Origin of the sequence: Micromonospora sp. NPDC006431 (assembly GCF_042870725.1) — a bacterium.
Taxonomy (GTDB): Bacteria; Actinomycetota; Actinomycetes; order Mycobacteriales; family Micromonosporaceae; genus Micromonospora.
The window spans coordinates 1-12353 of sequence record NZ_JBIAHQ010000005.1; the positions used below are offsets into that span (position 1 = coordinate 1).

The following is a 12353-nucleotide window of genomic DNA, read 5'->3' on the forward strand; positions in this document are numbered from 1 at the left end:
CCTACCCACCGAGTAGTACGGATGCAACGCCGACAGCGGATCCTGGAAGATCATCGCCATGTCCCGGCCCCGCAGCCGCCGCACCTCCTCCTCCGGCAGGCCGACCAACTGACGGCCGCCCACGGAGATCTCCCCGCTGATCGTGGCCCGCTTCGCGTTGTGCAAACCCAGGATCGCCAGCGACGTCACGCTCTTACCCGAACCCGACTCCCCCACAATGCCGAGGGTGCGACCCCGCTCCACCGAGAACGACACCCCATCGACAGCACGGACCACGCCGTCCTCGGTGTCGAACCGCACCCGCAGGTCCTTGACCCGCAGGTAGGGATCCTCGCCGGAGCGCTGCTCCGGCACCGCTGGGCGGTCCGGTTCCCCGGACGGCGCCGACTCCGACCTGCCCACGACCGCCTCCCCCTCAGTGACGAAGAGAACTTACAGCAAAGTTCTGGAGGCGAAAATAAGCTACAAAACGTGGGATGTCAGCGGCCTGAGCGTAACGAGTGGGTTTCGGGCTTGACCAGCCCCTCAGCAGGAGATTCACGTCCGCAACTCGATGTCTTCGTGCCGTGAGCGCACCGCAGGTGCGACGATGGATGCGCCAGCCACGTGAAGATTCCCGCCGGCATGAGGTGGAGGTGACCATGACCGCGGCGGTGTTCGACCACAACGGCCCGTGGACCGAAGAGGAGTACCTCGCCCTCGGCGAGACGCAGCAGCGCGTCGAACTCTTCGACGGGAGCCTTCACGTGACGCCAGCCCCCACGCCGCGGCATCAGCGGATCTCACGCAAGCTCGGCAACATTCTCGAGGCGGCCGCCGAAGCCGTAGGGCTGGAACTGCTGGAGGCGGTGAACGTGCGGCTCCGGCCCGGCCGCATCCCCATCCCCGACCTCGTCGTCACCGAGCCGGTTGACCTCGATGAGCTCATCATCGAGGCGGATGCGGTGCGGCTGGTCTGCGAGATCATCTCGCCGAGCAATGCGGCCACCGACAAGGTGCTCAAGATGCACTACTATGCCGCCGCCGGCATCGAGTGGTACCTACTGGTCGAGCAGGAGACTGGCAGCTTGCGCCTTTACCGTCGCCGGGGCGGCCACTACACCGAACAGTCCGTTGCCAAGCGGGGCGAGGTGCTGGAGCTGAGCGCCCCCGTGCGGGCGACGATCCGGCCCGAGGATCTCGTCTCCTGACGGATGTCGGTGCGCTCGCCTAGGGTCGGGCGCATGAGCGAGTTCGACGCGGCGAGCGCCGCCGTCCAGGCCGCCCTCGACGCGGGAGCCCGATACGCGGACGCCCGGGTGATGCACCGCCGCTACGAGTCGATGTCGGCCCGCAACGGCGACATCGAGGAGCTGACCCAGGACGAGAGCATCGGGCTGGGTGTCCGGGCGCTGGTCGGGTCGAGTTGGGGCTTCCACGCCGTACCCGATCTGTCGGACGCCGCGGCCCGCGATGCCGGGCGGCGCGCCGCGGCGATCGCCGCCGCGAGCGCGCGGGTCCCCGGCCCGCCGATCGACCTGGTCCCCGTCGCGGCCACCGTGGCGAGCTGGGCCTCCGGGTGCGAGGTGGACCCGCTCGGTGTCGCCCTCTCCGACAAGGGCGACCTGCTGGTCCGCGCCACGGAGACGATGCGCGCGCACGGCGCCGACCTGGCCGAGGGGCTCTACCAGATCTGGGACACCGCCAAGTGGTTCGTCTCCAGCGAGGGGCACCGGATCGACCAGCGCATCCGGGAGTGCGGCGGTGGCATCTCGGCGACCTCGATCGGCGACGGCGAGACCCAGCGGCGGTCCTATCCGAGTTACCGCGGGCAGTACGGCACCACCGGCTGGGAGCTGGTCACCTCGCTCGACCTGCCCGGGCACGCCGCCCGGATCGCCGAGGAGTCCCGGGAACTGCTCACCGCCCCCGAATGCCCGGCCGACGAGACCGACCTGATCCTCGGCGGCGAGCAGCTCGCCCTGCAGATCCACGAGTCGGTCGGCCACGCCATCGAATTGGACCGGATCCTCGGCTGGGAGGCCGCCTTCGCCGGGACGTCCTGGCTCGACCTGACCCGGCTCGGCGCGCTGCGCTACGGCTCCGAGCTGATGAACATCACCATCGACCCGACCATCCCCGGTGCGCTGGGCAGCTTCGGCTTCGACGACGAGGGCTCCCCGGCGGTCAAGCGGGACGCGGTCCGCGCCGGGCGCTGGGTGGGGGTGCTCGCCGGCCGCGACTCGGCCGCCGTCGCCGGTCTCGGCTACGGCGGCAGCGTACGGGCGGACGGCTGGGCGCGGCTGCCGATGGTGCGGATGACCAACGTGGGCCTCGAACCGGGCCCGCACACCCTCGACGAGATCATCGCGGCCACCGACGACGGGGTGCTGATGGACATCAACCGCTCCTGGTCGATCGACGACAAGCGACTGAACTTCCAGTTCGGTTGCGAGGTCGGCTGGGAGGTCAAGAAGGGCCGGCGGGGGCGGATGCTGCGCAACCCCACCTACACCGGGATCGGGCCGGTCTTCTGGCGCTCGATGGACATGCTCTCCTCGGAGATCGTCCCGTGGGGCACGCCGAACTGCGGCAAGGGCCAGCCCGGCCAGGTCGGGCACACCGGCCACCCGGCCGCACCGGCCCGCTTCCGAAACGTCCGGGTGGGGGTACGGGCATGACCGAGCTGGACATCGCCGGGCACGTGGTGGAGCTGGTCCGCCAGCTCGCCGGGCCGGACGCGCAGGCCGAGGTCACGGTGACCCGCGCCGACCTGGCGTTGACCCGGTTCGCGAACTCGTTCATCCACCAGAACGTCGCCGAGTCGGGCACGGCGGTGCGGCTGCGGCTACGCGTCGACGGGCGGACGGCCGCCGGCAGCGGCAGCCTGGTCGACACCGACGGGCTGACCGCCCTGGTCGAGCGGACCCTGGCGGCCGCCCGGCTCTGCCCACCCGACCCGGCCTGGCCCGGGCTGGCCCCGCCGTCGCCGGTCCCGACGGGCGCGGTCTTCGACGAGGCCACCGCGTTCGCGGAGCCCGATGAGCGAGCCGCCCGGGTACGCGCCTTCGTGGACGCGGTCGGCGGGCTGGAGGCGGCCGGCTACTGCCGGACGGCGTACCGGTCGGGGGCGTTCGCCAACTCGGCCGGCCACTCCGCGGCGGGTCGGATGGCGGAGGCGGCGATGGACGGCATCGCGCGTACCGGCGGAGCGGACGGGGTGGCCCGGCGCTGCGCCGACCGGCTCGCCGAGCTCGACGGCGCCGCGCTCGGCGGCCGGGCGGCGGCGAAGGCGCGGGCCGCGGCGGATCCGGTCGAGCTGCCCCCGGGGCGCTACGAGGTCGTGCTCGAACCGGCCGCCGTCGCCGACCTGCTGCAGAATCTCTCCTGGTTCGGCTTCAACGGCAAGCGGTACGCCGAGCGGCAGTCCTTCGCCGAACTGGGCGTTGCCCAGTTCGACCCGGCCGTGACCCTGGTGGACGATCCGCTGCACGGCTCGGCCCTGCCGTATGACCTGGAGGGCACCCCGCGACACGCACTGACCCTGGTCGACGCGGGCACCACCAGGGCGGTGACCCACGACCGGCGCAGCGGCGCCGAGGCGGGGGTGGCGTCCACCGGACACGGGATTCCTGGCGCCGCCACCTTCGGCCCGATTCCGACCAACCTCCGCCTGCTTCCCGCCGCCGCCCGCACGGCCGGTGGTGACAGCCCGGCCCCGGTCGGCGGACCGGCCGAGGGGATTGCGGCGGGCGGCCCGACCGCTGGCACCCCGGCGGGCGCGGTGGCCGATGCGGACACCGCGGCGCTGGTCGCCGGGGTGGAGCGCGGGCTGCTGGTCAGCGACTTCTGGTACACCCGGGTGCTGGACCCGAAACGCCTGGTCATCACCGGGTTGACCCGGAACGGGGTGTGGCTGGTCGAGGACGGGGTGCCGACCCGGGCGGTCCGCGACTTCCGCTTCACCGAGTCGTACCCCCGGGCCCTGGGGCCGGGCCGGGTGCTCGGCCTGGGCCGGCTGCCGCTCCGCCAGCCGGACCGGACGGACGGCGTCTGGTGGGAGGCGCCACCGCTACGGCTGGCGTCGTGGAACTTCACCGGCGGCGCGTCCGGGTGACCGGCGCCGCACGCCGGCACCCGACCCTGCCTCCTGCGGCGGACAGCCGCGCTACCCGCTACGGACTTGATGACGTGGACGACTCACCGTCTCCCTGATTCATTCTCGTCATCAAGTTCGTAGCGTCCGGAGAGACTTGCCGGGGCCGGTGACGGTATGCCGGAGGCAGCCGCTGGCCCGGTCCACGACAGCCGCTCGGATATTGATCATGGCTCGGGTCTTTCCAACCTGCGGGACACACGGGACACTGCGTTGCGCGGCCGGGCCGCGAAGATCGGCGTAACGTGTGTCATTTAGCTGCGCCGGTTCGCCGGCGCGGTCGTTGGTGTGCGCAAGACGTGGCAGTGGACGCGGTCTCGCCCGGTCCGCTGGCCGGTACGGAAGGTGATCCGCCGCCCCCGCGAGGGCGCCGTCAGGGAGACGACTCGAATGACATCAACGGCAACGAGGCCGCGAGGGGCGCGGGCACGCGCCGCGATCGCGGCGAAGACGTTGCGAACCGACCGCTGGTGGCTTGCGCCACTGATCACCGTCGTCGGGCTCAGCGCCTGGGTCATCTACGCGACGGTCCGGGTCTTCATGCACAAGTGGTACTGGGTCGACGAGTTCCACTACCTGACGCCGTTCTACTCCCCCTGCGTGACCGACCGGTGCGTCGAGGGCTCCGCCCACGTCGGCACCTTCCTGCCCGGCTGGTGGATCATCCCGGACGCGGCGCTGACCCTGCCGTTCCTGCTGCTGTTCCGGCTGACCTGCTACTACTACCGCAAGGCCTACTACCGGTCGTTCTGGTTCACGCCGCCGGCCTGCGCGGTCCCGGACGGGCACCAGGCGTACGGCGGGGAGACCCGATTCCCGCTGCTCGGGCAGAACCTGCACCGCTACTTCTTCTACGCCGCCGCCATCATCTCGATCATCAACACGTACGACGCGATCTACGCCTTCCACTCCCCCAAGGGCTTCGGCTTCGGGCTCGGCAACCTGGTCCTGATCGGCAACGTGGTGATGCTCTGGGCGTACACGATCTCCTGCCACTCCTGCCGGCACATCATCGGCGGCCGGCTCAAGCACTTCTCCAAGCACCCCTTGCGATACAAGGGCTGGACGTTCGTCTCGTGGCTCAACGTCCGGCACATGCAGCTCGCCTGGATCACCCTCGGCACGCTGGCGCTCACCGACTTCTACGTCATGGCGGTGGCGGCCGGCTGGTTCAACGACCTGCGGTTCATCAACTAGAGGCCCGGACATGACTGAGACACGAATCGAACGACACCACTACGACGTCGTCGTGATCGGCGCCGGCGGCGCCGGCCTGCGCGCGGCGATCGAGGCCCGGCTGACCGGCAAGAAGACCGCGATCATCTCGAAGTCGCTCTTCGGCAAGGCGCACACCGTGATGGCCGAGGGCGGCGCCGCCGCCGCGATGGGGAACGTGAACCCGCGCGACAACTGGCAGGTGCACTTCCGCGACACCATGCGCGGCGGCAAGTTCCTCAACAACTTCCGGATGGCCGAGCTGCACGCGAAGGAGTCGCCGCAGCGGATCTGGGAGCTGGAGACGTACGGTGCGCTCTTCGACCGGACGAAGGACGGGAAGATCTCCCAGCGCAACTTCGGCGGTCACGAGTACCCGCGGCTGGCGCACGTCGGCGACCGGACCGGCCTGGAGCTGATCCGGACCCTCCAGCAGAAGATCGTCTCCCTCCAGCAGGAGGACAAGCGGGAGTTCGGCGACTACGAGGCCCGGATCAAGGTCTTCGCCGAGACCACCATCACCGAGCTGCTGCTCGACGGCGACCGGGTCGCCGGCGCGTTCGGCTACTACCGGGAGTCCGGCGAGTTCATCCTCTTCGAGGCGCCGGCCGTGGTGCTGGCCACCGGCGGCGTGGGCCGCTCCTACAAGGTCACCTCGAACTCCTGGGAGTACACCGGGGACGGTCACGCGCTGGCGCTGCGCGCCGGGGCGACGCTGATCAACATGGAGTTCCTCCAGTTCCACCCGACCGGCATGGTCTGGCCGCCCTCGGTGAAGGGCATCCTGGTCACCGAGTCGGTCCGCGGCGACGGCGGGGTGCTGAAGAACTCCGAGGGCAAGCGGTTCATGTTCGACTACGTGCCGGACGTGTTCCGCAAGCAGTACGCCGACAACGAGGCGGAGGCGGACCGCTGGTACAAGGACCCGGACAACAACCGGCGTCCGCCCGAACTGCTTCCCCGCGACGAGGTGGCCCGCGCCATCAACAGCGAGGTCAAGGCCGGTCGGGGCACCCCGGCCGGCGGGGTCTACCTGGACATCGCCTCCCGGCTGCCGGCCGAGGAGATCCGCCGCCGCCTGCCGTCGATGTACCACCAGTTCAAGGAGCTGGCCGACGTCGACATCACCAAGGAGCCGATGGAGGTCGGCCCGACCTGCCACTACGTGATGGGCGGCGTCGAGGTGGACCCGGACTCCGGCGCGGCGGCGGGCAGCGTACGCGGGCTCTTCGCCGCCGGTGAGGTGTCCGGCGGCATGCACGGCTCCAACCGGCTCGGCGGCAACTCCCTCTCGGACCTGCTGGTCTTCGGCAAGCGGGCGGGCGGCCACGCCGCCTCGTACACCGATCAGCTGGCCGCGCGCCCCAAGGTCGCGGTCGCCGCCGTGGAGGCCGCGGTGGAGACGGCGCTGGCGCCGCTGCAGCGGGACACCGGGGAGAGCCCGTACGTCCTGCAGCAGGACCTCCAGGCGGTGATGGGGGAACTGGTCGGAATCATCCGGCGCGAGGGTGAGCTGGCCGACGCCCTGGGCAAGCTGGCGGCGCTGCGGGAGCGGGTGGCCAAGGTGAGCGCGGCCGGCGGCCGGCGCTACAACCCGGGCTGGCACCTGGCGCTGGACCTGCGCAACATGCTGGTGGTGTCGGAATGCACGGCGAAGGCCGCCCTGGAGCGGGCGGAGTCGCGCGGCGGGCACACCCGGGAGGACTTCCCGGCGATGGACCCGGCGTGGCGGCGGGTGAACCTGGTCTGCTCGCTGGACGGCGACGCGGTCCGGTTGGAGCGCAAGCCGCTGCCGAAGATGCGCCCGGAGCTGATCACCTTGTTCGACCGGGCGGAGCTGGCCAAGTACCTGACCGACGAGGAACTCGCCGAGTTCGACGCCCTCACCGAGGAGGCGGGCAAGTAATGGGGACCAAGCGACAGTTCCGCATCTGGCGGGGCGACGAGAGCGGCGGCGACCTCCAGGACTACGCCGTCGAGGTCAACGAGGGCGAGGTCGTCCTCGACGTGATCCACCGGCTGCAGGCCACCGACGCGCCGGACCTGGCGTGCCGGTGGAACTGCAAGGCCGGCAAGTGCGGCTCCTGCTCGATGGAGATCAACGGCAAGCCGCGGCTGAGCTGCATGACCCGGATGTCGACGTTCGAGGAAAACGAGACCGTTTCGGTCACGCCGCTGCGGACGTTCCCGATCATCCGGGATCTGGTCACCGACGTCTCGTTCAACTACGAGAAGGCCCGGGAGACCCCGGCGTTCGCGCCGCCGGCCGACCTGGCTCCCGGCGAGTACCGGATGCAGCAGGTCGACGTCGAGCGCTCGCAGGAGTTCCGCAAGTGCATCGAGTGCTACCTGTGCCAGAACGTCTGCCACGTCATCCGTGACCACGAGGAGAACAAGCAGGCGTTCTCCGGTCCCCGGTTCTTCATCCGGGCCGCCGAGCTGGACATGCACCCGCTCGACGCGAAGACCGACCGCAGGGAGTACGCGCAGTCCGAGATGGGACTCGGCTTCTGCAACATCACCAAGTGCTGCACCGAGGTCTGCCCCGAGCACATCAAGATCACGGACAACGGGATCATCCCCATGAAGGAGCGGGTCGTAGACCGCAGGTACGATCCCCTGGTGTGGCTTGGTAGCAAGATCTTCCGGAGGGGTCAGGTGCCTCAGACCAGCGTGACCAGCGAGCACCACAGCGGCGGCGCGGGCTCCGCGCAGAGCGGGGTGCACTCGCACGCCGGCGGCTCGCACGATGCGCGATCCGAGGCGCAGGCGCAGCAGGGCGTCAACTGGCACCGCCAGGTGCCGCACCCGACCACGCCCCCGCTCGACGCCAACGGCAAGCTGCCGCTGACCGAGCTGACCTTCGACAAGGCCGCCGCGCCGTCGCCGTTCGGTGACGACGTCACCTTCCCGCTGCCGCCGGAGCACCTCAACTTCGCGCACCCGCAGCAGGACCAGCCGAAGCACTGAGCAGCACGACAACGAAGACGGGGGCCGCGGCACACGCCGCCGGCCCCCGTCCCGTTTCCGCCCCCGCGTCCCCTTCCCCCGCTCAGGGGTTGGTGAGCAGGGGGCGCAGGGCGGCGACGATCGGCGCGTCGGCGGGGAGCCAGGCGACGGTGTCGAGTTCGGCGGCCGAGAGCCAGCGCAGCTCGGAGTGCTCCAGGGCCTTCGGCTGGTCGCCATGGAGGAGGCGGGCCACGTACACCCGGAGGACGGAACGGCCATGGGCCATCCGGACGTCCCGGCCGACCCGCGCGCCAAGCTCCACGCGTACGCCGAGTTCCTCGGCGCACTCGCGGACCAGCGCGGTCGTCTCGTCCTCCCCCGGCTCGACCTTGCCGCCGGGGAACTCCCAGCGGCCGGCCACCTCCGGAGGCGCGGACCGTTCGCAGGCCAGGACCCTGCCGTCCGCGATGATGGCCGCCCCGACGACCACCTTCGGCTCCCGCCCGCCCTGCCCGTTGCCGCTAACCCGTTCGGTCCGCACGGGCGTCCAGGGTGCCAGATCAATCGGCGGTTTGGGTAGCTGAGCATCGCCGTCAGGTCAGCAGAACACGGAAGTGTGGGCGTGGACACACGATCTGTGCGACGACAGACTAGAGGGCGTCGACTGGGACACGGGATGGCGACGATTTGGCCACAAGCCAGCAACGACGCCTGGGAGGTGCGGTGATGCGCGTGCTGTTCAGCGGCCGGGCGAAGCACGACTACCTCAGCGACGCGCTCGCCCTGCTGTCCGGGTGGACCCGGGAGGGTGAGGAGATCCGCCGGACGCTCGTCCTGGACGACACCCAGCACGCCGCGTTGACCGAGCGGGTCAAGGTGGTCGCCGACGCGCTGCGCCTGCGGCCCGAGATCAGCCGCCGCGCCGACCGTACGCAGATCCGGGTGGGCCACGGCGACAGCGAGCCGCTGACGGAGGGTGAGGTGCTGCTGGCGGCCCGCATCGAGGACGCCGTCCGTGCGGTCACCGCACCCTGAGCCGGCTGGCACGCGCCACCTACCGTCGGGGACATGACCACCCCGACGTACGACCGTAAGGAACAGTTCCAGCAGATCCAGAGCGGGCTCCTGGCCGGCGAGCAGATCATCGCCGTGTACGACGCGGTCGGCGCCGGCACCGGATTCATCGGCCTCACCGACCGCCGCGTGATCATTCAGGACCGGTCCTTCATCGGCAAGCGGTACGCCATCACCAGCATCCCGTACTCGAAGATCACCAGCGTCAGCGTGGTGAGCAATAAGTCATGGGGCGGCTCCTTCTTCTCCACCGGGGCGATCGCCATCCACGTCGGCGCGCACACCTACGAGGTCGAGTTCCGGGGCGCACAGAAGAGCCACCACGTGCACAACGTGATCCTCCACCACATCTCCTGACCCCTATCCTGATCCGTCATGGACCGACGGCTGGCGGCTCTCTACGACGTGGAGAACCCGTGGGGGCGCGACGACGAGTTCTTCCTCGGCGTGGTCGGCGCGGCTCCGGCGGCCCGCGTGCTCGACCTGGGCTGCGGGACCGGGCGACTCACCCTGGCGCTGGCCGCCGCCGGCCACACCGTCACCGGGATGGAGCCGCAGGCGGCGTCGCTGGCCGCGGCCCGCGTCAAGCCGGGCGCCGACCGGGTCACCTGGATCGAGGGCAGCTCCGCCGACCTGCCCGGCGCCGCGTACGAGGTGGCCCTGATGACCAGCCACGTGGCGCAGGAGATCCGGAGCGACGACGAGTGGGCGGGCACCCTCGCCGACCTGCGTCGGGCCGTGGTGGACGGCGGGGCGCTGGCGTTCGACTCGCGCGACCCGGCGGCCCGCCGCTGGGAGCGCTGGACCCCGAGCGCTTCCCGCCGCCGGCTCGCCCTGCCCGATGGCACGGTGGTGGACGCCTGGACCGAGCTGACCGAGGTCAGCGACGGCCTGGTCAGCTACGTCCACCACTACCGGTGGCCGGACGGCGCGGAGCTGAGCAGCCCGGGCACGCTGCGCTTCCGGGCCGAGGCGGAGCTGCGCGAGTCCCTCGCCGGCGCCGGCTTCACCGTCGAGCGGGTGTACGGCGGTTGGGCCGGCGAGCCGGTCGGCGCGAGCGACGACGGGGAACTGATCGTGGTCGCTCGGGCGGCCTGATCTCAGGCACTGTCCGGACATGCGCGCTGCCCCTGCGGACTCCGACGGCGTCAGCGGCGGTAGGTCAGCTCGAAGTCGAGCGTCCAGTCGACCCCGTCCGCCGACTTCTCCCAGCTCGCGTCGATGGTGTCGCCGTCGGCGCTCAACGTCCCGGTGAACCGCTGGTGGAAGCCGGCCGCGTCGCGCCACATCCGCCAGACGCCGTCGGCGAACGTCATCCGGTAGACCCGGTGCACGCCGCGCGCATCGGCGTACAGCACGGAAAACTGCTCGTCGGCGTCGTCGAGGCCGACCAGTTGGGTGGTGGGGAACGGCGCGTTGTCCCGCCACGCCTGCGGCGCCGTGTCCGGCACCGGCTCGGCGTCGGTGAACATCCGCAGGTACTGGCCGCCCTCCACCCAGGTGACGTCCGTCCACCCGGTGCCGAGTCCCTCGACCTTCGGCCGCACCGTCCACCGTCCGACGAGCACGTCCAGCCGTGCGAGCGCGGGATGGCGTTCCCTCATCTCGGACCTCCTCCTGCCAGCGTCGGACTCACGCTAAGGCCCGGGCCCGACATCGGGGTGCCCGGCACAGGAACCTGCCTGGGATACTCGTCCGCATGCGGGGGCGGTTCGGGGTCGTCAAACGGTGGTGGAACGTCCGCCGGGTCCGTTGGGCACTGCTCGCGGTCGGTGTCGTTGCGGTGCTGGCGACCGGCGGCAGCGTGGCCAGCGTGGCGTGGCTCCGCGGTGGCGCCGAGGGGCACATCTTCACCGAGGCCGACGTGCCGGAGGCGCCGATCGCCCTGGTCCTGGGCACCAAGGTGGAGGCGGACGGCAGCCCGTCGGCCTTCCTCACCGCCCGGCTGGAGCTCGCCGAGCGGCTGTTCACCGCCGGCAAGGTCCGGGCGATCCTGGTGTCCGGCGACAACATGAACGCCGACTACAACGAGCCTGAGGCGATGCGGCGCTGGCTGGTCGATCGGGGCGTGCCGACGGGCAAGGTGGTGCTGGACTTCGCCGGCTTCGACACGTACGACTCGTGCGCGCGGGCCAAGCGGATCTTCGGGGTGGACCGGATGACGGTGGTGACGCAGTCCTTCCACCTGCCCCGCGCCGTGGCGCTGTGCCGGCACTTCGGCATCGAGGCCAACGGTGTCGGCGACGACACCGTCCGGCCGTACTCCAAGTGGCGGATCGGCTCCGTTCGCGAGTACGGCGCCTCGGTGAAGGCGGCGGTGGACGTGCTCTCCGGCCGCGACCCCGTCCATCTCGGCCGCCGCGAGACCGGCGTCGACGACGCCCTCCGCGCCGGCTGACGGCGCTCAGCCTGACGGCCAGCCGCTCAACGCGGCAACTTCCCCGGAACTGCTGCCTCCCCCGGCCGAGTGCGTCCGGGGTGGGCTTCGCCACGTTCGGAGCGGCGGACACCCGGGCTCCGGTCACCTTGTCTTGTGCCCCGTGTCCGCCCCGCTTGGGATGGTGCAGGCCGCCGACAACGCGGCCAGCACACCAGCCGGATCATGCACGATGCGATGCCCGTCAATGATGACTCGGCGGGTGCCTGAGTCGACCGGGTCGGCGTCGGCCCAGCTCACCGGCACGACTCCCAGCTCGACCTCGAGCCCGGACGGACGTCGTACCCGGACCTCCCGCAGCGGCCCCCAGTCGGCCAACCGGACGACCTCACCACCGAGCAGACCCGCCCAGACGCCCGCCTCGGCGTGACCCGAATTGTCCGTCAGGACCACGATGTCGACGTCGGAATCCATCCGCGCGGCCCCGCGTGCCCAGGAGCCCACGACCACCACCCCGGCGACGTCCGCGCGCTCAGCCGCCCACCCCGTCACCAGATCAACCATCGAACTTACTTCCCGGGACCGCTCCTCCGTCACCATGCT

General features: G+C 71.0%; 14 protein-coding genes. 10 read left to right on the forward strand and 4 right to left on the reverse strand.

Going from position 1 to position 12353, the window contains the following annotated elements; genetic code table 11:
• Nucleotides 1-402 (reverse strand): ATP-binding cassette domain-containing protein (locus ACFYM6_RS11520; RefSeq protein WP_387274582.1); only part of this gene is annotated, 402 nt, incomplete at its 3' end.
• Between the two features lie 239 nt (nucleotides 403-641).
• Here ACFYM6_RS11520 and ACFYM6_RS11525 point away from each other — a divergent pair.
• From ACFYM6_RS11525 to ACFYM6_RS11550, 6 genes are all read left to right on the forward strand, one after another.
• Nucleotides 642-1190: a Uma2 family endonuclease gene (locus tag ACFYM6_RS11525; protein ID WP_387275075.1), complete on the forward strand. Its 549-nt coding sequence runs from the start codon at nucleotides 642-644 to the stop codon at nucleotides 1188-1190.
• Between the two features lie 33 nt (nucleotides 1191-1223).
• Complete coding sequence (locus tag ACFYM6_RS11530) at nucleotides 1224-2660, forward strand: TldD/PmbA family protein (RefSeq protein ID WP_357446489.1); 1437 nt, start codon at nucleotides 1224-1226, stop codon at nucleotides 2658-2660.
• The gene (locus ACFYM6_RS11535) at nucleotides 2657-4096 is read left to right on the forward strand and encodes a TldD/PmbA family protein (RefSeq protein ID WP_387274584.1); all 1440 of its coding nucleotides are present in this window, start codon (nucleotides 2657-2659) and stop codon (nucleotides 4094-4096) included. The genes ACFYM6_RS11530 and ACFYM6_RS11535 overlap by 4 nt, the downstream gene beginning before the upstream one ends.
• A 429-nt stretch (nucleotides 4097-4525) precedes the next feature.
• Nucleotides 4526-5332 (forward strand): hypothetical protein, encoded by an 807-nt coding sequence (locus ACFYM6_RS11540; RefSeq protein WP_387274586.1) that lies wholly within the window; start codon nucleotides 4526-4528, stop codon nucleotides 5330-5332.
• A 10-nt stretch (nucleotides 5333-5342) separates the two neighbouring features.
• Nucleotides 5343-7256 carry a fumarate reductase/succinate dehydrogenase flavoprotein subunit gene (locus ACFYM6_RS11545; protein ID WP_387274588.1) on the forward strand — a complete coding sequence of 638 codons (1914 nt, stop codon included), beginning with the start codon at nucleotides 5343-5345 and terminating at the stop codon, nucleotides 7254-7256.
• Entirely contained in the window at nucleotides 7256-8320 is a 1065-nt protein-coding gene (locus tag ACFYM6_RS11550) for a succinate dehydrogenase/fumarate reductase iron-sulfur subunit (protein ID WP_387274590.1), read from the forward strand. The genes ACFYM6_RS11545 and ACFYM6_RS11550 overlap by 1 nt, the downstream gene beginning before the upstream one ends.
• 82 nt (nucleotides 8321-8402) lie before the next feature.
• Here the strand turns inward: ACFYM6_RS11550 and ACFYM6_RS11555 are convergent, their stop codons facing one another.
• Complete coding sequence (locus ACFYM6_RS11555) at nucleotides 8403-8840, reverse strand: (deoxy)nucleoside triphosphate pyrophosphohydrolase (RefSeq protein WP_387274592.1); 438 nt, start codon at nucleotides 8838-8840, stop codon at nucleotides 8403-8405.
• A gap of 185 nt (nucleotides 8841-9025) precedes the next feature.
• Here ACFYM6_RS11555 and ACFYM6_RS11560 point away from each other — a divergent pair, with 185 nt between their 5' ends.
• From ACFYM6_RS11560 to ACFYM6_RS11570, 3 genes are read left to right on the forward strand one after another with little or no spacing between them, the layout of a single operon-like run.
• Nucleotides 9026-9334 (forward strand): 4a-hydroxytetrahydrobiopterin dehydratase, encoded by a 309-nt coding sequence (locus ACFYM6_RS11560; RefSeq protein WP_387274594.1) that lies wholly within the window; start codon nucleotides 9026-9028, stop codon nucleotides 9332-9334.
• A gap of 33 nt (nucleotides 9335-9367) precedes the next feature.
• Complete coding sequence (locus tag ACFYM6_RS11565) at nucleotides 9368-9730, forward strand: PH domain-containing protein (RefSeq protein WP_387274596.1); 363 nt, start codon at nucleotides 9368-9370, stop codon at nucleotides 9728-9730.
• A gap of 18 nt (nucleotides 9731-9748) precedes the next feature.
• Nucleotides 9749-10471 (forward strand): class I SAM-dependent methyltransferase, encoded by a 723-nt coding sequence (locus tag ACFYM6_RS11570; RefSeq protein WP_387274597.1) that lies wholly within the window; start codon nucleotides 9749-9751, stop codon nucleotides 10469-10471.
• 50 nt (nucleotides 10472-10521) lie between these two features.
• On the opposite strand, the gene ACFYM6_RS11575 is transcribed toward ACFYM6_RS11570, so the two are convergent.
• Nucleotides 10522-10977, reverse strand: a complete 456-nt coding sequence (locus ACFYM6_RS11575; RefSeq protein ID WP_387274599.1) for a hypothetical protein — start codon at nucleotides 10975-10977, stop codon at nucleotides 10522-10524.
• Between the two features lie 95 nt (nucleotides 10978-11072).
• Here ACFYM6_RS11575 and ACFYM6_RS11580 point away from each other — a divergent pair, with 95 nt between their 5' ends.
• A complete protein-coding gene (locus ACFYM6_RS11580; protein WP_387274601.1) occupies nucleotides 11073-11771 on the forward strand; it encodes a vancomycin high temperature exclusion protein in 699 nt (232 codons plus the stop codon).
• A gap of 123 nt (nucleotides 11772-11894) precedes the next feature.
• Here the strand turns inward: ACFYM6_RS11580 and ACFYM6_RS11585 are convergent, their stop codons facing one another.
• Nucleotides 11895-12350 (reverse strand): nucleotidyltransferase domain-containing protein, encoded by a 456-nt coding sequence (locus tag ACFYM6_RS11585; protein WP_387274603.1) that lies wholly within the window; start codon nucleotides 12348-12350, stop codon nucleotides 11895-11897.
• Between the last annotated feature and the right edge of the window lie 3 nt (nucleotides 12351-12353).

Excerpts from the sequence above, each read along its gene's own strand:
- ACFYM6_RS11525 (WP_387275075.1), top strand. The coding sequence starts at position 642 with ATGACCGCGGCGGTGTTCGACCACAACGGCCCGTGGACCGAAGAGGAG.
- ACFYM6_RS11545 (WP_387274588.1), top strand. The coding sequence starts at position 5,343 with ATGACTGAGACACGAATCGAACGACACCACTACGACGTCGTCGTGATC.
- ACFYM6_RS11535 (WP_387274584.1), top strand. The coding sequence starts at position 2,657 with ATGACCGAGCTGGACATCGCCGGGCACGTGGTGGAGCTGGTCCGCCAG.
- ACFYM6_RS11585 (WP_387274603.1), bottom strand. The coding sequence starts at position 12,350 with ATGGTGACGGAGGAGCGGTCCCGGGAAGTAAGTTCGATGGTTGATCTG.
- ACFYM6_RS11530 (WP_357446489.1), top strand. The coding sequence starts at position 1,224 with ATGAGCGAGTTCGACGCGGCGAGCGCCGCCGTCCAGGCCGCCCTCGAC.
- ACFYM6_RS11565 (WP_387274596.1), top strand. The coding sequence starts at position 9,368 with ATGACCACCCCGACGTACGACCGTAAGGAACAGTTCCAGCAGATCCAG.
- ACFYM6_RS11550 (WP_387274590.1), top strand. The coding sequence starts at position 7,256 with ATGGGGACCAAGCGACAGTTCCGCATCTGGCGGGGCGACGAGAGCGGC.
- ACFYM6_RS11560 (WP_387274594.1), top strand. The coding sequence starts at position 9,026 with ATGCGCGTGCTGTTCAGCGGCCGGGCGAAGCACGACTACCTCAGCGAC.
- ACFYM6_RS11570 (WP_387274597.1), top strand. The coding sequence starts at position 9,749 with ATGGACCGACGGCTGGCGGCTCTCTACGACGTGGAGAACCCGTGGGGG.
- ACFYM6_RS11540 (WP_387274586.1), top strand. The coding sequence starts at position 4,526 with ATGACATCAACGGCAACGAGGCCGCGAGGGGCGCGGGCACGCGCCGCG.
- ACFYM6_RS11575 (WP_387274599.1), bottom strand. The coding sequence starts at position 10,977 with ATGAGGGAACGCCATCCCGCGCTCGCACGGCTGGACGTGCTCGTCGGA.
- ACFYM6_RS11580 (WP_387274601.1), top strand. The coding sequence starts at position 11,073 with ATGCGGGGGCGGTTCGGGGTCGTCAAACGGTGGTGGAACGTCCGCCGG.